This is a genomic window from Moorena sp. SIO3H5, from assembly GCF_010692395.1.
Lineage (GTDB): Bacteria > Cyanobacteriota > Cyanobacteriia > Cyanobacteriales > Coleofasciculaceae > Moorena.
In genome coordinates, this window is sequence record NZ_JAAHHS010000074.1 from 1 (window position 1) to 25315 (window position 25315).

19 protein-coding genes are annotated in these 25315 nt (G+C 44.0%); 11 read left to right on the forward strand and 8 right to left on the reverse strand.

Annotation, left to right across the window (positions count from 1 at the left end; translation table 11 throughout):
* The 4 genes from F6K52_RS11135 to F6K52_RS11150 form a co-directional block, all read left to right on the forward strand.
* The coding region (locus F6K52_RS11135; protein WP_293077371.1) for a DNA cytosine methyltransferase at window positions 1-489 on the forward strand (489 nt) is incomplete at its 5' end.
* 515 nt (window positions 490-1004) lie between these two features.
* A complete protein-coding gene (locus F6K52_RS11140) occupies window positions 1005-3296 on the forward strand; it encodes an ATP-binding protein (protein ID WP_293077373.1) in 2292 nt (763 codons plus the stop codon).
* Complete coding sequence (locus F6K52_RS11145; RefSeq protein ID WP_293077375.1) at window positions 3289-3696, forward strand: response regulator; 408 nt, start codon at window positions 3289-3291, stop codon at window positions 3694-3696. Before F6K52_RS11140 ends, F6K52_RS11145 begins: the two co-directional genes overlap by 8 nt.
* A gap of 100 nt (window positions 3697-3796) precedes the next feature.
* A complete protein-coding gene (locus tag F6K52_RS11150) occupies window positions 3797-4960 on the forward strand; it encodes a hybrid sensor histidine kinase/response regulator (RefSeq protein WP_293077377.1) in 1164 nt (387 codons plus the stop codon).
* Between the two features lie 366 nt (window positions 4961-5326).
* On the opposite strand, the gene F6K52_RS11155 is transcribed toward F6K52_RS11150, so the two are convergent.
* The 4 genes from F6K52_RS11155 to F6K52_RS11170 form a co-directional block, all read right to left on the reverse strand.
* The gene (locus F6K52_RS11155) at window positions 5327-7078 is read right to left on the reverse strand and encodes an AarF/ABC1/UbiB kinase family protein (RefSeq protein ID WP_293077379.1); all 1752 of its coding nucleotides are present in this window, start codon (window positions 7076-7078) and stop codon (window positions 5327-5329) included.
* 20 nt (window positions 7079-7098) lie between these two features.
* On the reverse strand, window positions 7099-7242 hold the full coding sequence (locus tag F6K52_RS11160) for a hypothetical protein (protein WP_293077381.1): 144 nt from the start codon (window positions 7240-7242) through the stop codon (window positions 7099-7101).
* A 328-nt stretch (window positions 7243-7570) separates the two neighbouring features.
* Window positions 7571-8383 (reverse strand): spondin domain-containing protein, encoded by an 813-nt coding sequence (locus F6K52_RS11165; RefSeq protein ID WP_293077383.1) that lies wholly within the window; start codon window positions 8381-8383, stop codon window positions 7571-7573.
* A gap of 449 nt (window positions 8384-8832) precedes the next feature.
* Window positions 8833-9864 carry a potassium channel family protein gene (locus tag F6K52_RS11170; RefSeq protein ID WP_293077385.1) on the reverse strand — a complete coding sequence of 344 codons (1032 nt, stop codon included), beginning with the start codon at window positions 9862-9864 and terminating at the stop codon, window positions 8833-8835.
* A 475-nt stretch (window positions 9865-10339) separates the two neighbouring features.
* On the opposite strand from F6K52_RS11170, the gene uvrA reads away from it, so the two are divergent.
* From uvrA to F6K52_RS11185, 3 genes are all read left to right on the forward strand, one after another.
* The gene (gene uvrA / locus F6K52_RS11175) at window positions 10340-13324 is read left to right on the forward strand and encodes an excinuclease ABC subunit UvrA (RefSeq protein WP_293077387.1); all 2985 of its coding nucleotides are present in this window, start codon (window positions 10340-10342) and stop codon (window positions 13322-13324) included.
* A 109-nt stretch (window positions 13325-13433) separates the two neighbouring features.
* Window positions 13434-13853, forward strand: coding sequence for an element excision factor XisH family protein (locus tag F6K52_RS11180; protein ID WP_293077388.1), 420 nt, complete (start codon window positions 13434-13436; stop codon window positions 13851-13853).
* The gene (locus F6K52_RS11185; RefSeq protein ID WP_293077389.1) at window positions 13838-14176 is read left to right on the forward strand and encodes a XisI protein; all 339 of its coding nucleotides are present in this window, start codon (window positions 13838-13840) and stop codon (window positions 14174-14176) included. The genes F6K52_RS11180 and F6K52_RS11185 overlap by 16 nt, the downstream gene beginning before the upstream one ends.
* A 111-nt stretch (window positions 14177-14287) precedes the next feature.
* Here F6K52_RS11185 and F6K52_RS11190 read toward each other — a convergent pair whose 3' ends face one another.
* Window positions 14288-16030: a hypothetical protein gene (locus tag F6K52_RS11190; protein ID WP_293077391.1), complete on the reverse strand. Its 1743-nt coding sequence runs from the start codon at window positions 16028-16030 to the stop codon at window positions 14288-14290.
* A 100-nt stretch (window positions 16031-16130) separates the two neighbouring features.
* Entirely contained in the window at window positions 16131-17738 is a 1608-nt protein-coding gene (locus F6K52_RS11195) for a putative 4-mercaptohistidine N1-methyltransferase (protein WP_293077393.1), read from the reverse strand.
* Window positions 17739-18237: 499 nt separating this feature from the next.
* On the opposite strand from F6K52_RS11195, the gene F6K52_RS11200 reads away from it, so the two are divergent.
* Complete coding sequence (locus F6K52_RS11200; protein ID WP_293077395.1) at window positions 18238-19761, forward strand: reverse transcriptase domain-containing protein; 1524 nt, start codon at window positions 18238-18240, stop codon at window positions 19759-19761.
* 53 nt (window positions 19762-19814) lie between these two features.
* Here the strand turns inward: F6K52_RS11200 and F6K52_RS11205 are convergent, their stop codons facing one another.
* Window positions 19815-20648 carry a hypothetical protein gene (locus F6K52_RS11205; RefSeq protein ID WP_293077397.1) on the reverse strand — a complete coding sequence of 278 codons (834 nt, stop codon included), beginning with the start codon at window positions 20646-20648 and terminating at the stop codon, window positions 19815-19817.
* 386 nt (window positions 20649-21034) lie between these two features.
* Here F6K52_RS11205 and F6K52_RS11210 point away from each other — a divergent pair, with 386 nt between their 5' ends.
* Window positions 21035-22327: an FGGY-family carbohydrate kinase gene (locus F6K52_RS11210; protein WP_293077399.1), complete on the forward strand. Its 1293-nt coding sequence runs from the start codon at window positions 21035-21037 to the stop codon at window positions 22325-22327.
* Between the two features lie 128 nt (window positions 22328-22455).
* Here the strand turns inward: F6K52_RS11210 and psaK are convergent, their stop codons facing one another.
* On the reverse strand, window positions 22456-22725 hold the full coding sequence (gene psaK / locus F6K52_RS11215; RefSeq protein ID WP_293077401.1) for a photosystem I reaction center subunit PsaK: 270 nt from the start codon (window positions 22723-22725) through the stop codon (window positions 22456-22458).
* 411 nt (window positions 22726-23136) lie between these two features.
* Between psaK and F6K52_RS11220 the strand changes: the two genes are divergently transcribed.
* Together F6K52_RS11220 and F6K52_RS11225 are read left to right on the forward strand one after the other, a co-directional pair.
* Complete coding sequence (locus F6K52_RS11220) at window positions 23137-24681, forward strand: TM0106 family RecB-like putative nuclease (RefSeq protein WP_293077405.1); 1545 nt, start codon at window positions 23137-23139, stop codon at window positions 24679-24681.
* A 270-nt stretch (window positions 24682-24951) separates the two neighbouring features.
* Window positions 24952-25227, forward strand: a complete 276-nt coding sequence (locus F6K52_RS11225) for a helix-turn-helix domain-containing protein (RefSeq protein ID WP_293077403.1) — start codon at window positions 24952-24954, stop codon at window positions 25225-25227.
* The last annotated feature ends 88 nt before the right edge of the window (window positions 25228-25315 follow it).

Consider the following 25315-nt stretch of genomic DNA (forward strand, 5'->3'; position numbering starts at 1 on the left):
CATATCATAGGTATAAAACCCAATACCACTAACGTTTCCTATGCCAATCAACCCGTTCTTAGTCCTACCCCTTGGACAGGAACCCTAGTCAAGGGTGGGGGAAAAGCAATCAATTTCGATGCACCAAGTCCTACCATTACCGCTACTAGGGGAGGTTACCGTACCCATATTATTGATCCTGAAGGTGTTTTACTGGTGTATCACCGTGATTTAATGAATGGGGGAAAGCCGAGATCAGGAACAATTGAAGGAGTAAGACGGCTGACGGTACGGGAATCAGCTAGACTCCAATCCTTTCCTGATCATTTTGTATTCAAAGGTTCTAAAACATCACGATACAGACAGGTTGGTAATGCTGTACCACCACCCTTAGCCAAAGCAGTTGGAGAAGCAATCCATAAAGCCATCTTCCCCTCTGAGCTATCAACGACAAAAGACTTTCAATCCTATTTTGATCAGCTTTGCGACACATTGCACCTGCGGCTGTAAGGGAGATGGGGAGATGGGGGAGATGGGGGAGATAGGGAGATGGGGAGATGGGGAGATGGGGAGATGGGGAGAATTTTATTAACGGTAGCTCTCCTGACATGATATTAGGGTTCAATGGTCGTATTTTTGCCAAAGGGAGATCCACCCATCAAAGTTAACGTTTTTTGTTAAGTTAAATTATTAAGTATTGAGTTTTTACGTATTATTATTAATTTTGTTTTAGAAACAAGCCTAATATTCTCCTTGATAGCAAGAGGAATCCCATAAACAGCAGAATATCTCAAGGCAATATCAAAAAATTTAATATTTTTTTAAAAATTACTCTAGACCTAATCCTTGACTTACTGGGATATACTATAAAATACTAGGTAGTCATAGGTAAGTTCGCTTAAAGATTCACAAGGAAAAAACTAAATAGTATTAGAAATAGTATTTGGAATGATATTGGTAATCGAGGAGACTTCCTGACAGAAGTCGTATAACTGTTGATAATCCTGGATTAAGGTCGGAGAATTATGGTAGGAATAAATTTACCAGCACAACAAACCAAATTGGATCACGAACCGATCCATGTAATTGGTCAAATTCAGCCTCATGGGGGACTGTTGGTACTGGAAGAGCCTGAGCTAAAAATATTACAAGTTAGCAACAATACCTCTAGGGTTTTGGGAATCCCTGTCGAAGCGATGCTAGAAAAAACCCTAGAAGATGTACTTGACCCATTCCAAGTGGAGAGAATTAAAGCTGGGTTATCTGAGGAAAATCTAGACCTGATCAATCCTACTAAAATTTGGGCGAGGAAAAAAGGGGATGATTACGCAGTATTTGATGGTGTGTTTCATCGTAACTCAGATGGCTGTCTGATTCTGGAATTAGAACCAGCAGTTTCCCGTGAGACTATCCCATTTTTAAGCTTTTATCATCTAGCAAGAGCCTCCATCAACCAGCTTCAACAAACCTCAAACCTCCGAGATTTTTGTCAGATAATTGTCAAAGAGGTGCGAAAGGTCACTGGGTTTGACCGGGTGATGCTCTATAAATTTGAAGATGATGACCATGGAGCCGTTATTGCCGAAGAAAAACTAGACAGTCTGGAATCTTACCTAGGCTTACACTATCCAGAATCCGATATTCCTAAACCAGCTAGACGATTATTCTGTTCCAATTGGATCCGCTTAATTCCAGATGCCAATTCCCAACCTGTTGAGATTTTTCCTACCGATAACCCGATCACCAATCGCCCCCTTGATTTAACATTATCGATTCTCAGAAGTGCTTCCCCCTGTCATATCCAATACCTCCACAATATGGGAGTTGGGGCGTCTTTGACGATTTCACTAATTAAAGATAAAAAACTCTGGGGACTTATTGCTTGTCATCATCAAACCCCTAAGTATGTATCCTATGAGTTGCGCAAAGCTTGCGAATTTTTAGGACGAGTCATTTTCTCAGAAATTTCAGCCCGAGAAGAGACGGAAGACTATGACTATAAGATGAAGTTGTCCTATACTCAATCGATATTGATTGAGTATATGTCCCAAGAAGAAAACTTTATTGATGGCTTAGTTAAGCATGACCCTAATTTACTGGACTTGACTAATGCTCAAGGTGCAGCAATTTGTTTTGGGGATAATTTTACGGTTATTGGTGATACCCCTAGTGAAGAAGACCTGAACTTTTTGGTGCAATGGCTGAAACAGAATGTTAATGAAGAGGTGTTCTATACTGATTCCCTGCCTCGCCTTTATCCTGATGCACAACGGTTTAAAGATATTGGTAGTGGCCTGCTAGCTATCCCCATTTCCAAGAGAAACTATGTGCTGTGGTTCCGACCAGAGGTGATTCAAACTGTTAATTGGGGGGGTGACCCAACTAAAGCTTTTGAAACAAAGCACACAGAGGGGACTTTGCAACTGTCGCCCCGTAAATCCTTTGAACTGTGGAAAGAAACTGTTCGCTTAACCTCTTTACCCTGGAAACAGGTAGAAATTAAGACAGCACTGGAACTGAGGAAAGCACTGATTAATATTGTCCTGCGCCAAGCTGATGAATTGGCTCAATTGGCTCAGGATCTAGAACGTTCCAATGCTGAACTGAAAAAGTTTGCTTATGTGGCATCCCATGACCTGCAAGAACCCTTGAATCAAGTGGCGAATTATGTGCAGCTGTTAGAAATGCGCTATAATGACCGACTTGACGAAGATGCCAGCGAGTTTATTACCTTTGCGGTTGAGGGAGTCAGCCTCATGCAAACCCTGATTGATGATGTGTTGGCTTACTCGAAAGTCGATTTGCAGGGCATTGAGTTTAAACTGACGGAAGTGGAGACGGCCTTAGACCATGCTCTGGCTAATTTGCGGGGACGCATCCGTGAAACTGGGGCAGTGATTACCCATGACCCGTTTCCAACAGTTATGGCTGATAGCACCCAGTTGATGCAACTGTTCCAGAACTTAATCGGTAATGCGATTAAGTTCCGCAGTGAACAGCCGCCAGAAATCCATGTGGGTGCAAAACGACTGGAGGATTCATGGCTATTTTCAGTGCAGGATAATGGCATTGGCATTGAACCGCAGTTTAGCGATCGCATTTTCGTGATCTTCCAACGTCTGCACACCAGGGATGAGTATCCTGGCACAGGTATGGGTTTGGCTATCTGTAAAAAGATTTTGGAGTGCCACCGTGGCAAAATTTGGGTAGAGTCAGAACTAGGTCACGGTGCCACCTTCTATTTTACAATTCCAGTAAGGGGACGCGAGCGTGAGCGTAGAAACGGACGAAAGACACAAAATCATATTTTTGGTTGAAGACAATAAAGCCGATATTCGCTTAATCCAAGAAGCGTTAAAAAATAGCTCGGTACCCCACCAGGTAGTAACGGTCAGAAATGGCATGGACGCTATGGCTTACTTACACCAAGAAGGAGAGTATGCTGATGCCGTCCGTCCAGACCTGATCGTGCTAGATTTAAACTTGCCAAAAAAGGATGGTCGAGAGGTGCTCGCAGAGATTAAGGCTGACCCTAATCTCAAACGGATTCCTGTGGTGGTATTAACTACCTCAAGAAATCAGGATGACATTTTCCATAGTTACGACTTGCATGTGAATTGCTACATCACCAAATCCCGCAATCTTAGCGAGTTATTCAAAATCGTCAAAGGAATTGAAGAGTTTTGGCTCTCGACCGTCACCCTGCCATCACCATAAAGGGATTAGGGATTAGAGATTAGGCATCAGCCATGAGAAACTAGGGATGAGACATCAGGGTTGACTAACAGAAACTCGCAGGAAGGAATACTAAAAGGTAATGCCTGAAGGCTCACTAAAAATCTTGTTAATCGAGGACAACCTGGCAGAAGCCAGATTGTTACAAGAGTTTTTGAAAGAAGCTCAGTTCAGGCAGTTTAGTCTAGTTCATGTCAAGCGGTTGCGGGATGCACTCCAGGAAATCGCTGAGGCTAGAGCAATCTCAATTCCCTACGATGTGATCTTATTAGATCTGACTCTACCGGACAGCCACGGACTAGCATCCCTCGGACCCTTGATCAAGCAAGCGCCTAGTTTACCGATTGTAGTGCTAACCAATACCAATGATGATGAATTAGCCATTGAAGCAGTTCGTCAGGGAGCACAAGATTATCTAGTCAAGCGGCAAGTCAAGGGAAAAATGCTGGTTCGTTCCTTGCGCTATGCTATTGAACGTAAGCAGGCAGCAGTTGCATTACGACAAGAAAATCAAGCCCTAGAAAGTCAGGTTCAGGAACAAACCGCTGAGTTGGTTAGAGCCAAAGAAGTCAACCAGCGCAAAGCCGAATTTGTTTCCATGCTCTCTCACGACTTTCGTAATCCCTTAAATACAATCCTTCTTTGTTCTGGATTGCTCCAAGACAAAGAGGAACAATTACCTAAAGAGAAAAAACTGGTTCATTTGCGGCTAATTCGCTCAGCCATTAAAAACATGGCCGAGTTGTTGGATGAGGTTTCATTAATTAGTAAAGCTGATTCCGGCAAACTCCTGTTTCAACCTACTCGGTTAGATTTGAAACGGTTTTGTCACCAATTAGTGGAAGAGTTACAAATCATTACCAACAACAACCATCAGCTAGTTTTTACCAGTCAAGGGGAATTGAAGGAAGCCCTATGGGATGAAAGATTGCTGCGACACATCTTTAGCAATTTGCTCACCAACGCTATTAAGTACTCACCCACTGGGGGAACCGTTCTGTTTGAACTGATTGCTCAGACAGAATGTGTTATCTTCCGGATTCAAGACCAGGGGATGGGCATTCCCCCAGAAGAGCAACCGCAACTATTTCAGCCTTTCAATCGTGCTAGCAATGTTGGCACAATTCCTGGTAGTGGCTTGGGACTAGCTATTGTTAAACAATGTGTGGACGCTCATGGTGGTGAGATTTCTCTCAAGAGTCAGTTGGGAGAAGGTACGACATTTACGGTTAGTTTACCGTATTAGGTTTTAGGGAATTGAGAATTAAGAATTGAGAATTAAGAATTGAGAATTAAGAATTTAGAATTTAGATGCGATCGCGTAGCGTAGCCCTTCGGGCTAATCGCCTTTGGCGCGGCTTTGCCGAAACGCTTCCGGAGCGTAGCTTGGCCTACGGCTAATCCCAAAGGTAATCATTCAGCTATCAGCATTAACTTGATATGTGAATACTCACTACAATTTGATTATCCTGATTATCCTAATCCAGAGCAACTGACTAATAAAAAGTGACCCAATAAAAAGTGAAAAAGAGATGCAGCGCTATGTGAAAAGCGCGCATCATTCCCTATTCCCTATTCCCTATTCCCTGGGCCCAGGGCTATAACTTTTCTGTTACCGAAACATCCGCCTAGCAATTTCGGAAGCAATTTGTTGACCTAGCCGTTGAGTTTCCTGCTTTAACAAAAGTTCCAGCATCTTCGGTACCGATTCTAGGTCAAACCTAGAGGATTCAATAATCATAGCCCCAATCTTTTCCATCCGCTCCAGGTTAGGAGACTCTAATTTTCCAGTTACATTAACCGCCAAGCCCACCGATGCAGTTATTTGTCCAAGAGTCTTGTATGAAAGATTCTCTAAACTGGTAACCATCTCTTCAACCAGAGCATTACGGAATAGACTACCTTGCTCGGAGTAGAGAAATTCTAACCCCTGGTTTAGAAGCGCACTAATATCAAACTTCTTACTTGTGCGCACCTGACCTAATAACTCCTCCAAAACATGCCATTGAATTTCATCATCCTGATACACAATCTCCTTTAAACAAGCCCTTAATTCAGGGGATGAATCTGTCAACAGGCGTTGGGCAACATAGGGATAAGTTTCATTGAAGGGCTGAAAATTTGGATTAAGTTTAATCGCTATCCCTTCTAAAGTAGCGGCACTGCGGAAAATCAGGAGGTAGTAAGTGGGTAATTTAAATGGATATTTATAAAGTAACGGGGATAGCTTCCGAATAATACGATTAAAGCCGAATGTTGACACAGTAGCTTCCATGACCCCACCAAAAATATCAGTGAGTTCAGGAATCAGCGAGGTCACATCTGTCTCCGGTGGCAAAAAGTCGAGTTTCTTATAGTCTTTTGCTAAACCTTCAAAATCACCAATAACAATATGGACAACCGATTCGAGTAACCGATACCGATAAGACGGTTCTACTGAGCTCATCATGCCAAAGTCAAGATAAGCCAATTTACCATCAGGGGTAGCCAATAAATTGCCAGGGTGAGGGTCAGCATGGAAGTAACCTTCTTCTAAAAGTTGCCGCAAGCAACACTGAAATCCCACATCAATCAGGGTATTCGGGTCTAATCCCTGGGCTTTAATGGTTTCTAGTTCCGTCAATTTAGTCCCAGTGATCCACTCCATAGTTAACACCCGCCGCCCCGAGTATTGCCAGTAGATACGTGGTACAGCGATATTGTTTATGTCACCGTAAAGTTGGGCAAATCGTTCCGCATTGCGACCTTCCTGGGTATAGTCCATTTCTTCAAACAAGCAAATAGCTAGTTCGTCGATAAGTGCTACTAGGTCGCTGTGAACAAAGGATATTGATTCTTGGGCCCATGCTGCTATTTTCCGCAGGATATAGATATCTAGGGAAATACACTCTACCAGACCAGGGCGTTGCACCTTTACTGCTACAATTTCACCAGTTTTGAGTGTCCCTTTGTACACTTGTCCTAGGGAAGCAGCAGCTACCGGTTTGTCGCTCAGGGAGCCATAGATGTTGTTATAGTTATCCCCTAATTCTTCTTCAATTAACTGATAGGCAATCTGATTAGGGAAAGGAGGTAATTGGTCTTGTAATTTAGTGAGTTCCTCTAAATAAATAGGAGGAACAATATCAGGACGACAGGAAAGGATTTGTCCCAATTTAATGAAGGTTGGACCAAGCTTAGTTAGCTTTTCGCGAAATTCCCAGGCTCGTTGAGGCTGATTTTGGGTAAGGCTACCGGTAACGAAATCCCAGGCTAGCCTGATGCTAAAGGTAATCAATGCCCCTACCAGAGCAATCCTGCGCCCCCAGACTAGCCGAGAACGCTGGCGGTAGTAGTCAGAAATGGTTCTTGGCTCGTACTGCAAGGTTATTATTTTAAGATTTGTTAAATAATTACAAGAAAATTATCTCTTGAACTTTGCGGTTGGTCAAGGGGTAGGGAGTAGGGAGTAGGGAGTAGGGTGTCGGGAGTCGGGGGTAGGGTGTCGGGGGTAGGGTGTCGGGAAAGGCGGGAAATGGGGAGAAGCACTGGTGAAAAAAAAGCGATTCGGCAAAGCCGACCCTTCGCGAACGCACTAGGTTCAAGTCAAGCCTGAGAAATAGTGCGATCGCTTTTAGCGGAAGCTGAGGCCGTAGGCCACGCTACGCGAACGCTTCATCGCATTTATCTACCTGTAGGGTGGGCAAAACCTTGCCCACCCTACCCATGGACTCTGTGCGTAAGTCCTGATGTTGACTACTTATGTAGCTACCTGTAGGGTGGGCAAGGTTTTGCCCACCCTACCCATGGACTCTGTGCTTTTTCATCAAACAGGGAAAACAATTAAAAATTGTCAATGGTCAATTGCCAAAGGGATTTAGGCGAATCTGTTAAGACTCTGACGCCAGCGGCTACCCAGCCATAACAAGCCACCGATAGCAAGTAATGCTCCAGTAGTAGAGGATTCTGGCACTTTCTCGACTTTGATACGTGCTATCTGGTAGCCATCCACTGTGAAGTCGCCTTGAGCAAATGTCTCAGTTGATAAAATTGGTCCACCTGGGATAAAACCTGGATGCAGGGTAACTACTCCGTTTTCTGGTGTACCGGTATCAGGAGTAGTTTGACCGAAGAAGGCAGTAGTCGTCTGCTGCTCGTCGTTAACTTCTGTACCTGCATCGAGAACTTGAGAACCGAGAACGGTAAAGTCAGCTCCAGTGAAATTACCTTGTTCATCAAAAATCTCAATAGCCAAGGGGTTGCCATTAGCAATGAAAGCATCATTACTGGGGAGAATCATTGATGCGTAGCTGAAGTAACGGCTACTAGAATCTACAGTAAATGTGGCTTGGGCAATATCCCCAGAAGCAACTGGACCATTTGGACCAGGAATTACCCCATCAACTGAACCCGCACCACTAGCAAAAAACTCTTGACTAAGCACTGCTGCATTGCCATCCTCAGCAATGCGCTCCAGTCCTAGTGACGCTGCCTCACCCCGATCATAAATATCAAACAAACCATTATGAAAACCAACCCAGACTGGAGTCAATAAGGTGCCGTTTTCCGGTGCCAGGCTTTCAATTGTCACCTTGAGGGTAGCTGCTGTTGCGCTAGATGCCATGGCTAGTGTAGAGGTTACGGTAACCATGGTGACGATTTTGAGTGATTTAATAATTGAATGCTTCATGGTGATCGTGATCAATATGGTAGATTGGCCAATGATTTTGTTGCTTAACTATCTATGTAGCTACATCATTATCCCTAGAGTTAATCAGCTAAGTGTTTAAAACTAAGTCTTTAAAACTAAGTCTTTAAAACTAAATCTTTAAAACTGATTTTGCTGACACTTAATCAAGTGGATAATCCTAGGTTAGTAGCTTGACTAGAATTATTGGTTTCTTGGTTTAACTGTTGCTGAATAGAGGCTTAAAATTTGCTGATAATTTACTGATAATTTCCAGCATCTCTTAGCCTGGAATCATGACGAATGGATATTATTTGTAGTTGACTACTTATCCTGGAAGGATGTTAGTAGATTTACTTAAAATTATAATTAACTCTTTACAATTAACCATTTACAATGGTCAATTAGCACATCACAGGTCACAGGTCAACCTTACTTTGAATATTTCTCGTTTAAGATTTATGTAGCAGTCGTGGTTCGTGTTGAGCAACAACAATTAAATAGTCACCATGCTCAAGTTTGTAATCTGTCGGTGGATTGGAGATAACATCTCCTTCAATTCCTTTTTGTACTGCTAAGACAATACTTTGATAGGCTTGCTTCATATAAGTAAATACTTCCATAAAAGAACTACCAACCCGAGAGTCAGGAATCGCAATCTTATAAAGCTTGTTGCCATCTTTAGTACTTAATATTTCCGAGACAACTTTGGTAATTCCATGGTTAAGAGCAGCTTGGGAAATGAGCATGCTACTTAACTCACTGCTAACGATGATTTCGTCAACCTTAGCCCGCTGACAGGATTTAACATGAGTTTCATCTACCAGCTCCACAACTGTGTAAGCATTGGGATTAATACTCTCTACTGTCAGGGTAGAAAGTATAACTTTTGCGTCGCGAGCTGTGTCATCTATACTGTCATCCCCTAAAATGATAACAGTTCTCGCCTGCATCAAGTTGGCTCGATTCAAAGTTTCATCACATACATTGCCCTTAATAAAAAACAAATTATTGTCTTCGATGGGCTTCCGGTCTATATTGGCTATTAAAATAATTTTATCATCTTGAGTTTTAGGCAATTTTCGCAATTCATTGATGATAAATTGTGCTCTATGATTCCATTCGCAAATAATCAAATGATTCTTAAATTTATAAGATGCCATACCTAGATCATTTTTGATTTTTTTATCGACAAAAATACCAGCAATGGTAGCGGTGAATATGGCTAAGAATCCAATCCCCACAAACATATCGAGAATAGCCATAAAGCGACCACCAACTGTGACAGGGGTGATATCACCATAGCCAACCGTTGTTAGGGTTACGATGCTCCACCAGAAAGCATCTGCTTTTGAGATATCTGGTTCCAGCCAGGAGATAGTGATAGTGTTAATAGTAATGATTATAAAAATAATAACCAGTACTTTATCAAGGTTTTCACGACGCAAAAAATTCCAGAATTTTCGATGCCATAGTAATATCATTTGATTTAGAATTAATGGTCAGAACATGTCGGATTAACTCAGGTCTTGCACCAAGTTTAAAATTTACCTGTCAAGCTAGGGAACAGGGAACGGGGAACAGGGAACAGTGATAATATTTGAGTCTCTCAGTACTGAAATTGATTGTTATCACTTCCGTTATTAAGTTTTTTTGTACTGGTGCAAGATCTCGATTTAAGTAACTATAATATCTATTCTTGGGTAATGGGTAAGCTGTGAGGCATCTAATTTATAGATTGAATCGGTAAGGGTGCAGGGGGGCTCAGGAGCTCGGGAGTGGGGTTTGGAGTGTGCGCGAGCTTACTGAAAACTATACAAAAACTATACAATTTCAATCTGCGATCGCTCAAGCTGAAAGCTAGAGGGCGTCGAGCGAAGGTCTGAATGCTTAGGTAAAACATTACTATAGCAACGGATAGCGCTACTATTGTTAAGGAATTTAAAGCAGCTGTCGGTCATGCCAAAATCCTCTAACCTCAACCACACCCAGGACCACACCCCTAACTCTGCTCAAAACACCATTCGGATTCGGGGGGCTAGACAGCATAACCTGAAAAACATTGATCTCGAACTGCCACGCGATCGCATTATTGTCTTTACTGGTGTTTCCGGTTCCGGCAAATCCTCCCTGGCATTCGACACTATCTTTGCGGAAGGACAACGCCGTTATGTAGAATCCCTTAGTGCCTATGCTCGTCAATTCCTGGGACAACTGGATAAACCGGATGTAGATGCCATCGAAGGCTTAAGCCCTGCTATCTCCATTGACCAGAAATCTACCTCCCATAACCCCCGTTCCACGGTTGGTACAGTTACAGAGATTTACGATTACCTGCGATTACTGTTTGGACGGGCTGGTGAACCCCATTGTCCCAAATGCGATCGCAATATTGCGCCCCAGACCATCGACCAGATGTGCGATCGCATTATGGAACTGCCTGACCGGACTCGCTTCCATATCCTGGCTCCCGTTATCCGAGGCAAAAAAGGCACTCACAAGAAACTATTATCCAGCTTAGCCACGGAAGGATTTGTGCGGGTCAGAGTCGATGGTGAAACCTTTGACCTCTCCGATACCATCGAACTGGATAAAAATTATACCCACAACATTGAAGTGGTGGTTGACCGTCTCATCAAAAAGCCTAGTATTCAAGAACGGATTACCGATTCCCTTGCTACTTGCCTAAAACGTTCTACTGGAATTGCAGTTATCCAAGTTTTAGATAATACCTCAGCACAGCCAGCCGAGGTATTATCTGATCATAATTATAGACGTACTGCTCGCAAAAAGGGCAGTTCATCTGACCAAGAGATTCCCCAAGAAATAGTATTTTCAGAAAACTTTGCTTGCCCAGAACATGGGGCAGTAATGGAAGAATTATCTCCCCGATTATTTTCCTTTAACTCCCCCTATGGTGCTTGTTCATTTTGTCACGGTATCGGTAATTTACAAACTTTTTCTCCAGAACTAGTAGTACCTGACCCTACTCAACCCTTATATAGTGCTATTGCCCCCTGGTCAGAAAAAGACAACACCTACTACATCTCACTACTCTATAGCGTAGGAGAAGCCTATGGTTTTGAAATCCAAACTCCCTGGAATCAGCTAAGCTCTGAACAACAAAACATTCTGCTCTACGGCACCGACGAAAAAATCTACATTCAAAATGATTCTGCTTATGGCAAAGAAAAAGGGTACTACAAACGCTATCCTGGCATTATCCCGATTCTAGAAAAACAGTATAAAGACACTAATTCGGAAGCCTCAAAACACAAACTAGAGCAGTATTTAATTTATCAACCTTGCCCAGAGTGTCATGGTAAACGGCTTAAACCAGAAGCACTATCGGTGCGCTTAGGACAATATCATATTGATGATTTAACTAGTGTCTCAATTCGCCAATGTCGTCAACGGATTGATAACTTACAACTCTCCCCCCGCCAAGCTAAAATTGGTGACCTTGCCCTCAAAGAAATTAAAGCCCGATTACAATTTCTGCTTGATGTAGGATTAGATTATCTTACCCTTGATCGTCCAGCCATGACCCTTTCCGGTGGAGAAGCTCAGCGGATTCGCCTAGCGACTCAGATTGGCGCAGGCTTAACTGGAGTTCTGTATGTATTAGATGAACCGAGTATTGGATTGCACCAAAGAGATAATGGACGGTTACTGACTACCCTAATCAAATTGCGGGATTTGGGGAATACCTTGATTGTTGTAGAACATGATGAAGAAACCATTCGCACTGCCGATCATATTGTCGATATTGGTCCGAAAGCTGGAATTCATGGGGGCAAAATTGTTGCTCAAGGGGATTTAGAGACTGTAATCAAAAGTGATAATTCCCTGACCGGAGCGTATTTATCAAAACGGCAAGTAATTGAAACCCCTAGTAAACGTCGAGAGGGTAATGGTCGTTCCTTGGTGATTAAAAATGCTCATCGTAACAATCTCAAACACATTGAAGTAGAGATACCACTAGGTGAGTTAGTCACCATTACAGGTGTGTCTGGATCTGGAAAATCTACCTTAGTAAACGAATTACTTTATCCGGCATTACAACATCATCTGACTCGTAAAGTCCCCTTTCCCAAACAATTGGATCAAGTTGAGGGACTCAACGCTATTAATAAAGCAATCGTAATCGATCAATCTCCTATTGGTCGCACTCCCCGGTCTAATCCTGCTACCTATACAGGAGTGTTTGATGCAATTCGAGAGGTATTTTCTAAAACTATTGAAGCTAAAGCCAGAGGTTACAAGCCAGGGCAATTTTCGTTTAATGTAAAAGGAGGACGTTGCGAAGCTTGTTCGGGACAGGGTGTGAATATCATTGAGATGAACTTTTTGCCAGATGTCTATGTACAATGTGACATTTGTAAGGGAGCGAGATATAATAGAGAAACGTTGCAAGTCAAGTATAAAGGATATTCCATTGCTGATATTTTAAATATGCCAGTGGAAGAAGCCTTGGAGGTATTTAAGAATATTCCAAGAGCAGCATCTCGGTTACAAACCTTAGTAGATGTGGGGTTAGGATATATCCACTTAGGGCAACCAGCACCAACATTATCTGGTGGAGAAGCACAGCGGGTGAAGTTGGCAACAGAATTGTCACGTCGGGCAACGGGAAAGACATTGTATTTAATCGATGAACCGACAACAGGATTGTCATTTTATGATGTTCATCACTTGTTGAATGTATTGCAGCGCTTGGTAGATAAAGGAAATTCTGTTTTGGTGATTGAACACAATTTAGATGTGATTCGCTGTGCTGATTGGGTAATAGACTTAGGACCAGAAGGTGGGGATAAAGGGGGAGAAGTAATTGCCTCAGGAACACCAGAGGAGGTAGCAGAAAATCCTAAGTCCTATACCGGGAAGTATTTGAAGGAGGTTTTACAGGAGTACCCCCGACAGGAAGGACTGCTGAGTGCTTAGTGCTAAGTGGGTTAATTATAGGGCATGTTTGAGGAATAGGCTTTTCTAATGCGATCGCTATTTGAGTTTCCATCCTAGTTGAGGATGATGCTAGAGGGAAGAGATTGAGATGGCAAGGCGAGACATATACCACAATACGGTAAAGCGTGCCTTACAAAAGGATGGCTGGACAATTACCCATGATCCATTTCCCCTACAGATAGGCAACAAACGCTTATCTGCTGATCTTGGTGCGGAACGTTTAATTAGTGCTGAAAAAGGAATACAAAAAATTGTTGTTGAAGTTAAGAGTTTTGTAGGAAAGTCTGATGTAAAAGATTTAGAGCAGGCTTTAGGGCAGTATATCTTGTATCGTCAAGTAATGGATGAAATGGGTGTAGAGCGCCGTCTTTATCTTGCCATTTCTAGACTAACCTTTAAAAACGTGTTTACCATAGAATTGGGAAAGGTATTGATAAAGAACCAAATTATCAAATTAATTGTTTTTGATCACGACAGTGAAACACTCATTCAATGGATACCAGATTAAACTACCAAGACATCATCAAAAAAGTATTAATGGAACACGCTGACTATCGTGCTTCCTTACCTGACAGCTATGACTCTAAAGTGCTTTTCGATGATCAGCGAGGACACTATTTAGTATTAGACATCGGTTGGAATGATGACTATTACCTACACGCTACACCAATTCACCTAGATTTAATTGGTGACACAATTTGGATTCAATACGATGATACGGAAGAGGGGATTGCTACCGATTTACTGGAAGCAGGTATTCCCGCAAACGATATTGTACTTGGTTTCCGCCATCCTAAAGTACGGCAGTATACAGGTTTTGCCGTGAGCTAAAGATTTAATTTTGGTAGAATGTAGAATGCACTAAAATTCCAAATTATAAATTATCAATTTAGGTGCGCTTGACCCGTAATTAAATTCGCCACGGGTCGCACCTCTGCATCGCTATGAAAAGTCCTGTAAGATGAATTCAAAAGTTCCCAAAATTAATGCTTCCGGTGTTGGGTAGTACATTAGACCTTTCTGTTGTATTGCCCATTTCAAACGAAAGACAAACTCTTGCCAAGAGACATAACCGTTACCGTCAATATCTAACAAATTTCGAATCATCTCCCTTTGTTTTTCTGTGACATTAAAACCTGGTAAAATATCATCAATAAAATGATTGATGGGTATCTCTTCCATCGTTTTAGGAATCTCTGGATTTTGCCAAAATATGCTAGACTTTGAAGTCAGATATTCTTGATTTTTAGGAGAAGCCGAATTCAGTTTTTCTGACAACTTTTTCCATCGTTGTTTCAGAGTAATGATAAGTGGGTGTTCATCAGTAATATCGCTATCTGAGGTGATAATTTTAAGCATAGATGATGAAATACATCCTCCACTATATTCATACAGTTGGGCTAACCCAATGATGGTATTGTAGTTAAAGCTGTTTCCTCGAAGTAAGTGCTCATCAATTTTTTCTTCCATCTTTTTGCATAAGTTTTCATCCCATCCTGTTTTTTCAGGTTCGCCAAATCGTTCAATCATAGCTTGATGTAGCATTTCAGCATTGGCAAAATCACTGATTCTAATAGTTTGCTTAACACCAATCATGCTGGCAACAGCACCCATTTTATCTCCCATGAATCCATGCCATCCACCGAACACGAGATCGAAGGCTTCCTTTCCATAGACTTCCTGATCCCTAGGGACAGGTTCTTTTGATGCAATTGTATGTACTTTGCGTGCAGCTTTAATAATTGCTGGCAGGTTGTATGTACGAGTTACAAAGTTATTGCCAAGCCGGGCTAAATTTGTTAATGTAATACTTGAGCATGAATGCCCTAAAGCTGCCCCAGCCTTGCAAACGGCACTCCATATCCCATCAGCACCATTCGCCAATGCTTCTAAAACTGTTGACTCTGCAAGGCCAAAACCACAATGTACATGCACAAGTAGTTTACCATTTGACCAATTTGCCGAAATCATGGTTTCACGAATAATACGAGTCAGTTTGCTTACAGTTTCTGGAAGCAAAAAACCGGTTGGTTCCTCAATCATCAGTCCAAAAGGACGCTGATCACTGGGCAGATTTCCCAAGGATTCAATCAGATATAGAGCTCTGGTCAAACCCTCTGTATCGGTTTCAAAATTTGCGAAATCTCTTAAATTTACAAGAATGCGTGGAGGGAGTTTTTTTTCACCACGTGGAATCAAATTTTTATTAGCCCACTCTACTTGGTTTAAAATGAACTGGTTGAGATCGAACTGCTCATAATTGATGGAAGGACTACATAAATCTATTTCGATAATAGCATTACTCATCTTATGATCGTTGACCATTTCCAACAATCCATCTGCTGGCTCATCAATGGGAACTCCATATTTATCTAAAGCACTGTAAGCTTCGCTAAATCCCCACATATTATCTAAGGATCCACCCAACTCAATCCAATGTTTTGGAATTTGGTCATCAACGTTTCTGTTAGCTCCATAAGTGCCAAGAATCACTTCATTGAGTTCAGTTTCAGCAATAGCCTTTAAGATGTTGATTTTATCTTCAAGAACATGACCACGAGCAGTCCCCACAGTAGTTTCACGAACAGAATTATCTAGAACAAAGATTTCAAGATCCTGTAGGATTTTAAGTTCCTCATCTGCCTCATTGCTAGCCCTGTCGATTATCGCTTTGAATTTGTTCATTTTGATAAGATACTCTAAATTTTTGTTGTCTTCGGTACTTACTGTGCTAGACTATCAATTTATAACAGTAAGTACCAAAGACCCAAGGTTCTGAAATTTTTTAACTGTCACGCCGTTTCCACACACTGACTAAGGTGATAACATACTGGAACTTACGAGCGTGTTCCCGGATCAAGAAGGGCATATCCTGTGTTTCGAGCAATTCAAAATCTCGGTTTAGCTCTGGTTGTAATGTAGCAAAGGAAGGCTTGCCATCATGCCCGCCCAGCCAAGCATCCCGTGGCGTGAAACGCTCATCCCAGGTGAACGGTGTTGCTAGTACCAGTAGTCCACCTGACCTTACTAGCCCGCGTGCGCCGCACAACCGACTGAGAAATGCTCTAGGACTCGGTAGACGACAAATAAGATTAGCCGCTAACACCACATCGAACCCAACGAGTTCAGGGGGCAACGCACAGGCATCCGCACGGCGGAAGATCACCCGACTGCGATCCAGGTCTTCTGGCAAACAAACTTCAGCTTGGCTCGTGTTTTCTCCTTCATCGCGGCGACGATAAACCAGTCTGCCTTCGCTACGTAGCGTTTCTGCAGCTTCAATAAAGGTGGCACTGAGGTCGATCCCTAACACTGACTCGAATCCCCGGGCCAGCTCGAAGGTTGAGCCGCCAACGGAGCACCCAACATCCAAAGCCCGATTGGTCTTGATTCCCAGGTGTTCGGCTGTCTTCAAGGTTAGTGTAGCAATGCTTTGAGGAAATCCCACCGCATCCTTCGGCCCGAAGTTGTAGGGCATTGCTTCATCAGCCGACCCATAATGCAGCATCAGGTTTTCTGCTAGAATTTTCTCACCTTCATAGGCTTTAACCCCATTGCTTTGGCTACTAATCAGTACCGCATCGCAGGTGGCGTCGCCATCATCAGATCGAACTAGCCTGAATCCTGCGTGCTGGAAGAAGTGAGGCCGGAAGTGAAACCTTCCCCACCGGGTCGCTTCATCACCACTACTTATGAAAGACCCCCCGAGAATCATCTTATGTTCACCGTCGAAACAAGGGGTACTAAAGTCATCATAGAGCCGGTGGACCCGGAACCCTTCCAAGGGATTGAAGTCATCCTCACACCAATGCCAGACATTGCCGAAGACATCGTAAAATCCAGCTTCGTTAGGCAGTAGAGCATTCACTGGGGTTTGAGATCCCCAAGTTAGATTCAAATTAACTGGCTCATTGCCCCCGCCCAAGCAATGATGTTCGGCTTCCGTTAAAAGTCTGTAAGGGATAGGGCTGTTATCCTGCTCAGTCTTCCAGGCACAGTAGGCTTTCGCTTCATACCAGTTGACAGCAACCGGCCAAGACCAAGGTAGATCCACCACCTCAAACAGCGTCCGCAGTCGATACTGGTGCAGTCCTGCTGGCCCATCAGCCACCCAGAAGGTCGGCCATTTAGTATTGCGATTTTGCTTCCAGGCCCAGCCCTCTTGTGTCCAGTATTTGGGTTCCTGGTATCCGCCAGCGACAACAAACTCGTAGAATTCACCATTGGTGACTAAGTATCGACTGGCTTGAAAACTCCGAACCCTTACCTGCCGTAAACCATAGTGTGGCTTGTTCCTAGTCAGAGCCGCTCCTAATAAGCCCAGAGCCAAAAGCCCAAAGGCATACAGAGAGCGGGGTATAACTAGGGTAACTCGCGGGGGTTGCTCCCCCAAAAGTTATAACTGTCTGTTCGGATGGAGGTGAAAACCCTACCCCTTCAGGAGAGAAGTGACACCCTACCTGGCCACGCCGAGAGGATTGGTAATAACCCTCAGAGCGAAGCTGGCATCAGGCCGGAATCAGACCTGTATCAGAAACAGGACACTGCCGGTAACGGGAAGACGACACGGATAACAGTAGTGAAAGTCCTGAAAAAGCATCCAATGCGGATAACGTGTTTCTCAATCAGGTAAAACCCTGCACGTATATGACTCCCCATATCCTCACAGCATCATTGTGGTAATAGCTGTAACCTCCGAGGAGGGAGTGGGTGAAGTGGACTGTCCTAAATCGTCATAACAATCTAACAGACGGAACAAGTAAAAACGGCAGCAATTGGGTCTTGGGAACGGTCGAAACCCAGGTAAACCTTACCAGTGAATCCCCACTGCCGGGTAGGATGCAGGCGGAAACTGCCTGCGGGTATTCAGAGTATAGAAACTGGAGAAGAGCATGGTTAGACACAGCGAGAAACTCGCTAGTGAACTTTGGAAGAAGCAAGAGTGGAACAAACTCCGCTTAAACTTATTCCGCCTACAAAAGCGCCTATACAAAGCAGTTCGAGCTGGAGACAGGCGCAAAGCACGGTCTCTACAGAAGCTGATTCTGAAATCTCGTGCAGCACAACTCCTGGCTGTCCGACAAGTGACACAGCTTAACCAGGGTAAAAAGACGGCTGGAGTGGACGGGAAGTCATCCCTAAACTACAGACAACGCATGGAACTGGTGGAGACATTGAACCGCCATGGCCGTGACTGGCACCATAGTGGACTACGGGAAGTACCAATCCTTAAAAAGAACGGGAAAACCCGGATGTTGAAAATACCAACCATAGACGACAGAGCATGGCAGTGTCTAGCTAAATACGCACTGGAGCCAGCCCATGAGGCCACCTTCAGTGGGGACAGTTACGGGTTTCGACCCGGACGCTGTACCCAAGATGTGCAAAAGAGATTGTTTAGCCACCTCGGTAGTAATAAAAACGGTCACCAAAAACGCATCCTGGAACTAGACATTGAGAAGTGTTTTGACCGCATTTCCCATAAAAGCATCATGGATAGATTGTTAGCACCGGCAACCCTGAAACAGGGGATATTCAGGTGCCTCAAAGCGGGCGTCAATCCGGAATTCCCGATGCAAGGGACTCCCCAAGGCGGTGTAGTCAGCCCCCTACTAGCCAATGTGGCACTTAATGGAATAGAGGACATACACACCAGTCTACGGTACGCCGACGACATGGTGCTCATCTTAAAGCCGAAGGACAACGCTGCAAAAATACTCCAGAGAATTAAAGACTTTTTGGCAGTACGCGGGATGAAGATTAGTGAAGAGAAGACCAAACTGACCGCAGCGACAGATGGATTCGATTTCTTGGGCTGGCACTTCCGGGTCAAGGGCAACAGAAAGTTCTCGTGTACTCCCTCAGTGGACAATCACAGAGCTATCCGTGCCAAAATCAAACACATCGTCAACAACTCGAATTATGGAGCTGACACAAAAGCCCAAAAGCTAGCACCCGTTGTTCGCGGATGGCGTAACTACCACAGTAGCTGTGACATGAGCAGCACACGGGACTCACTGTGGTTCCCAAGAATTACAGCAAACCGGAAATTCCGCAAGGAAAAGAAGGTAAACCGTTACAAGGCCAACAGCCTATGTGACAAAGCATTCCCAAAGGTAGGTTACAAGCAAAACCAACACGTAAACGTTAGGGGAACCAAGTCACCCTACGACGGCGACCTGGTTTATTGGAGCCAGAGAAATAGCACCCTCTACTCCGATGCTACTTCAGATGCTTTAAAACCTCAGAGCCATTCTTGTGGACACTGTGGATTGAGGTTCTCCATAGACGAATCTGTACACCTCCATCACATCGATGGAAACCATGACAATTGGTCAAAGAAGAACCTAATAGCAATCCATCAAAGTTGTCACCAACAACTCCACTGGAGCAGGTCAAAAGACCAGAATATCTAGGAGCCGGATGAGATGAAAGTCTCACGTCCGGTTCTGAAGGAGAGGTGCTCCCCTTAATAGGGGACATCGACTCTAACCTCGTTGTCCCAACCAAAGCAGGGTTCTTCCCAAGGCTTACCCAAGGTCACGGTCTTGCTGGAAACCGCGATTAACTCGTTCTCAACGGTCTGACTCTCTGCAAATGCTGAAGGATGCAGCTTTGGCCATGGTTCTGGCCGACGCAAAACCGACAGTGGCAACTCTTGTAGCAAGACACTGGAGGTTTCCATGTGGATGCGTTCGTGTTCAAATCCTAGGAATAGTGCCCATGCGGGATTGTCCATAGTGATAGGTGGATGGCCGTCTTCCAGGGCGGGCAGGGTTTCAATCAATTCTCGGACAATTTTATAGGTACTCCGTCTATACTCGACTACTTCACGGACTGACGGCCAATCCATTTCATTCTTGGACATATCGTCCCAGGACATCTCGTCAACGCCAGTTTCAAACAATTGCTCGAAGTATGGATCAATCGACTCATGGATGAGTCCAGCTAGCCGAAGCTTGTTGATGTAGAGTACCGCAGGATGGCATAGATAAAAGATTAGAGGATGACGAAGTTGGTGGTAGGGTGGGTCGAAGAATGCCCGTTCTCCCTGTAGTGCTGACAACAAAACTTCGGTGATCAGCCAGCCATTATCGAAATAGTCCAGAATCTCGTGGCGCGTGCAGGTGGCTAGATTTGGTATCGGCATGACATGTAGGACTTCTGTAGGTCGCAGCCCAGTCCACCACCAATCTGGACGCGGCCCAATTAGGGGATCTGTGGGGTCTTTCTTACCCTTCAGGTTAGGGGACAAGAGTGTAGTTAGATCTAGATTTGGATTACGTTTTAAAGCAGTCTCCACCTTGCTGTCTTCTAATAAAAATGATATTTGATTATATTAGATATATCAAATCAAAACATGACTTTTTACCATATAAATTAACAGGGTAAACCCATCTTGTTGAGTAACCCGGAAGATTTCTTAATAACCCCTGGCTTGTCAGCCATGCAAAGCGCGAGGGTCGGAAACCTCCTTTGGCTGACTGCATCCCTATTGTCTTTGTTGACAAGCAATTATTCACATATAGTGCTTATTTAATAAAAAAAAATATATAGGACTCATAAAATTAGATGCATTTACCCTGGGTAGGTTTAATGTTGTTCGCCCTTGGCGATTCGGTTTAGGGTAGGTTGAATGTTGACGGTTGCATCATAATCTAATCCATAATCCCTAATCCATAATCCCTAATGACTGTCTATCTAGGCATCGATTTCGGAACCTCTGGCGCACGGGCAGTAGTGATCGACTCTGTTGGTACTATCTTTGCCGAGACTCAATATCCCTTTCCGGTCCAAGCCATCACCATCGATACGGCAACACACTGGCAGAAGGTATTATTTTCCCTGATTGAGCAAATTCCCCAGTCAATCAAGGTTGAAATTAATGCGATCGCAATTAATGGCACCTCCGCAACGGTTTTGTTATGCGATCGCATCGGTCAACCTGTAGATGCACCAATCCTTTACAACGATCCACGAGGAGTAGCTGTGATGGAACAACTTAGAACCATTGCTCCTCCCAACCATGTCGTTTTAAGTGCTACCTCCAGCCTTGCCAAACTTCTGTGGTGGTATCACTGTACAGATCTGATCAACAAAAGCTGTGCTGAAACTAATCCCCTATACTTCCTCCATCAAGCCGACTGGTTAGCCTTTCTATTGCATGGCAAATTAGGCATTAGTGACTATCACAATGCCTTAAAGCTTGGTTATAATCCTGAAAATCTTTGCTATCCTGACTGGATCAAACAGCTACCGGTGTCATCCATGCTACCCAACGTCTTGGCTCCCGGTACACCAGTTGGAGTTGTAACCCCTGAGGTAGCTCACCGCTTGGGATTATCACCAGATTGTCTAGTCTGTACAGGTAGCACCGATAGTATTGCCGCATTTATCGCTAGTGGTGCCAAACAACCAGGTGAAGCAGTAACCTCCCTTGGGTCTACCTTGGTACTGAAACTATTGAGTACGACTCGTGTAGAAGAGGCCAAATTTGGGATTTACAGTCATCGATTGGGAAATTTATGGCTTACCGGTGGCGCATCGAACACCGGTGGAGCAGTACTACGCCACTTTTTCACTGACACAGAATTAGAAAGTCTCAGCTCTCAAATCGACCCCGAGCAAGAAAGCCCCCTGGATTATTATCCCTTACTTAGACCAGGCGATCGCTTTCCCATTAATGACCCGGATCTCCCCCCAAGATTGGAACCCAAACCCGATAATTCCGTGGACTTTCTCCAAGGAATCCTTGAAAGCATAGCCCGAATTGAAGCTAGGGGGTATCGTTTGTTGCAACAGCTCGGAGCAAGTCCGTTAACCGGTGTCTATACAGCTGGTGGTGGTGCTAAAAATGCTACTTGGACAAGGATTCGAGAGCGTCAGCTCATGGTACCGATGTTGACATCCCTTCATACAGCGGCTGCTTATGGTACAGCACTATTAGCAAAGCAGGGATGCCTGTTAGAAGATCGGGTATAGGGTAATCGTGTCTAGGACTACTGCATGACCGAGTGACTGGGTGAGAATCTGCTGTAAATTATCAGCCCTGGATCAGCCTGACCATCATGACTATCCCAGTTCGCCCTATACCCTAGAGCTCTTAAGCTCTAGATAATGCCCATGTTAGCCAATCCTAAGATAGTGCCTAGTCCTATAATGTGACCTAAGCTGGTGGTTGCCAGTAGGGCAGGAAAACCCATGCCACCGAAGAACTCAGGCATAGGCAACGCGGGCCCTGCACTAGGATTCTGGATAGTAGCTTTTCCGAAGGCAATCGCTAGCACATTGCAGACAATCATGATGATTCCGACTGTCGGGCTCCATTCCAGGGTGTTGGGAACGGCAGATGCAGCAGCAAGCAAGATTGAGTAAGTCAATTTGTGTTCTCCTGTTTTAGATAGACTCTTACAGTGATCTCTTAAAGATTTAATCTTTTATAAAGATTTTACCAGCACGGTGTCATTACTAATTTTTTTGGAAAAGTCCCTTCCGTTGCCACTATTGGTTTTATTCCCGTTGATTAGAGAGCAAAAGCCCGTGATTACTAGACTTTTGAGCGGTGGGATTCGGTAAAATTAAGTCAAGCCTTTATGTAAATAATTGTTAAGTAATCCCTGGTTGATCAGTGAATGTTTCCGTAAATTTACATAAATTAATAAAAGCGGGATAAACTCTTGATTGATTCATCAATCGGGGTTGACCGGATTAATTCATCCTGCATGGTTGGTGACATCTCACGCCTAGCGCCGAGTATCACCAGCTATGCGGGGTTAGCTGAAACTATAATTATGCTGCTGACGGACGCATTACTTTTAGATTACAAACGCTGTCGGCGTAGGGCGTTTCTGGACATTTATGGAGATCCCACAGAGCAAGACCCACCCTCAGATTTTCTGCTGAAACTGCAACAGAAAAGCCGAGACCATAAACAACAGATTCTCGCTACTGTCCCCCACCACTCACCCCGCTACCCCAGAACAGATTGGCACGCTGCTGCACAGGCTACCTTGAAACTCATGGAACAAGGGACAGAGTACATTTCTGGAGGGGTACTGTTGATGCCAACTGGTGACGGGGTGACATTGCTATGTTTTCCTGATTTACTGGTCAAACAGCCGGGACGTTCTAATTTTGGTGATTGGATCTATGTTCCGACTACCATTAAACTCAGCAAACGACCCAAGCCAGAGTATAAAATCCTTACCGCTTTCCGTGCTCAGCTGTTAGCAGCAGTACAAGGACATTGCCCCACCACTGGCTCATTAATTTTGCGTAACCAAAAGTGCTACACCGTGGTGATAGAACGATGGGTGCCACTGATGGAACAACTGCTATCGGAATGTATTGAGACTCTATTGGAGCGGCAAAAACCAGAGGTGTTCATTTCCCGTCAGCGGTGTAGTCTTTGCTGTTGGTATAACAGTTGTTATGCGATCGCTAAATCTGTGGAGCACATTTCCCTATTGCCTGGAGTAACACCCAGCCGCTATGAGGATTTGAAGGCTTTGGGAGTAACCACAATCGAATCCTTAGCCACGTCCACGACTAGTGAATTAGAGCCAAGCTTTGGTAGTTCAGTAGCTTTCCAGCTGGTGCAGCAAGCCCAATCTCAGGTACAAAACCGGGTGCTGCTTTATCCCAAACATTACTTTAGTATACTTGAATACGAACAACTAGAGCGAGGGAATGGTAATGCCAAAATCTCGGCAGACCTCCCGAATCAAGACTCTTTACCGACAGCATCTGTTGAGCTTTATTTTGATATTGAAGCACAGCCTGATTTGCCCCTGGAGTATTTGCTAGGGGTGTTGGTGATTGATCGACGCAGTGAAACTGAGACTTTCCATAACCTATTCGCAGAACATTCTTGGCAAGAAGGATTCATCTGGCTACAATTTTTAGACTTAGTTGAGCGTTATCCAGATGCCCCAATCTTCCATTTTTCAAAGTATGAAGTTGACACGGTCAAGCGCTTAGCAACCCTTTACCAAACTCCACGACAGATAGTTAGACCCCTGTTAGATCGTTTCGTGGATATTCATCAAATAGTTATTGATACTGTCACCATGCCAGTGGAGAGTTATTCTCTGAAAAATCTGGCTAGATGCTTGGGCTTTGAGTGGCGGGATCCCGATGTGACTGGCTCCCAATCTGTGTGTTTGTATGACCAGTGGTTACAAACAGGCAATCACTCTATTCTCGAAATGATCCAGCGCTACAATGAAGATGACTGCCGCGCTACGTATCACCTCAAGGAGTGGCTAGTTAACTTTTTGTCCAACACTTTGTCCAACACTTTGCCCAATACTATTAACTATCAAAACTTAGCATGAAGTTATGCAACGATTTCTTAAGTTATTAGGGTTTGTGCTCTAGGTGACACACACAATGTATAGGTAGATGCTAAATTAAATCTGAAGAGGGCTTTCGCCATGATTTTGATGGAGGGGAGCCCTCTCTAGAATTTTTAGCGGTCTGGAATTTAGGGGCCTCGACTTTCATCCCGACACCATAATCTCCGATTTTGTGTCGGGACGGGGTCTGGATATCTCAACAGTTATCATTCGGCTAGTTTTTGCTAAGATATCTGCATGAGCTTAACCATGAACTACACCTATCGCGTTTATCCAGATGCCGCTCAACAGGAATTGATGTTGAGCTGGCTAGAAACTTGCAGACGACTTTATAATCGTTGTCTGCGAGACTTAAAAGACTGGATGAACAGTCGGAAGTGTCCGATTGATAGGTGTTCAATCAACAGGGAATACATCATGTCTCCGGATATCCCTTTCCCTGGCGAAAGGTCACAAAAGCGACAGTTAACGCAGTGGAAAAAAACCGATTCCTCACTCAAAGAGGTTCATTCTCAATTTGCATAAGAGGTTCTAAGTTGGCACGAAGGAACCCGGATCCCGTAAGCCGTGTTCTGCTTGAAAAAAAAAATAAAAAAGACAAACAACCACAAGA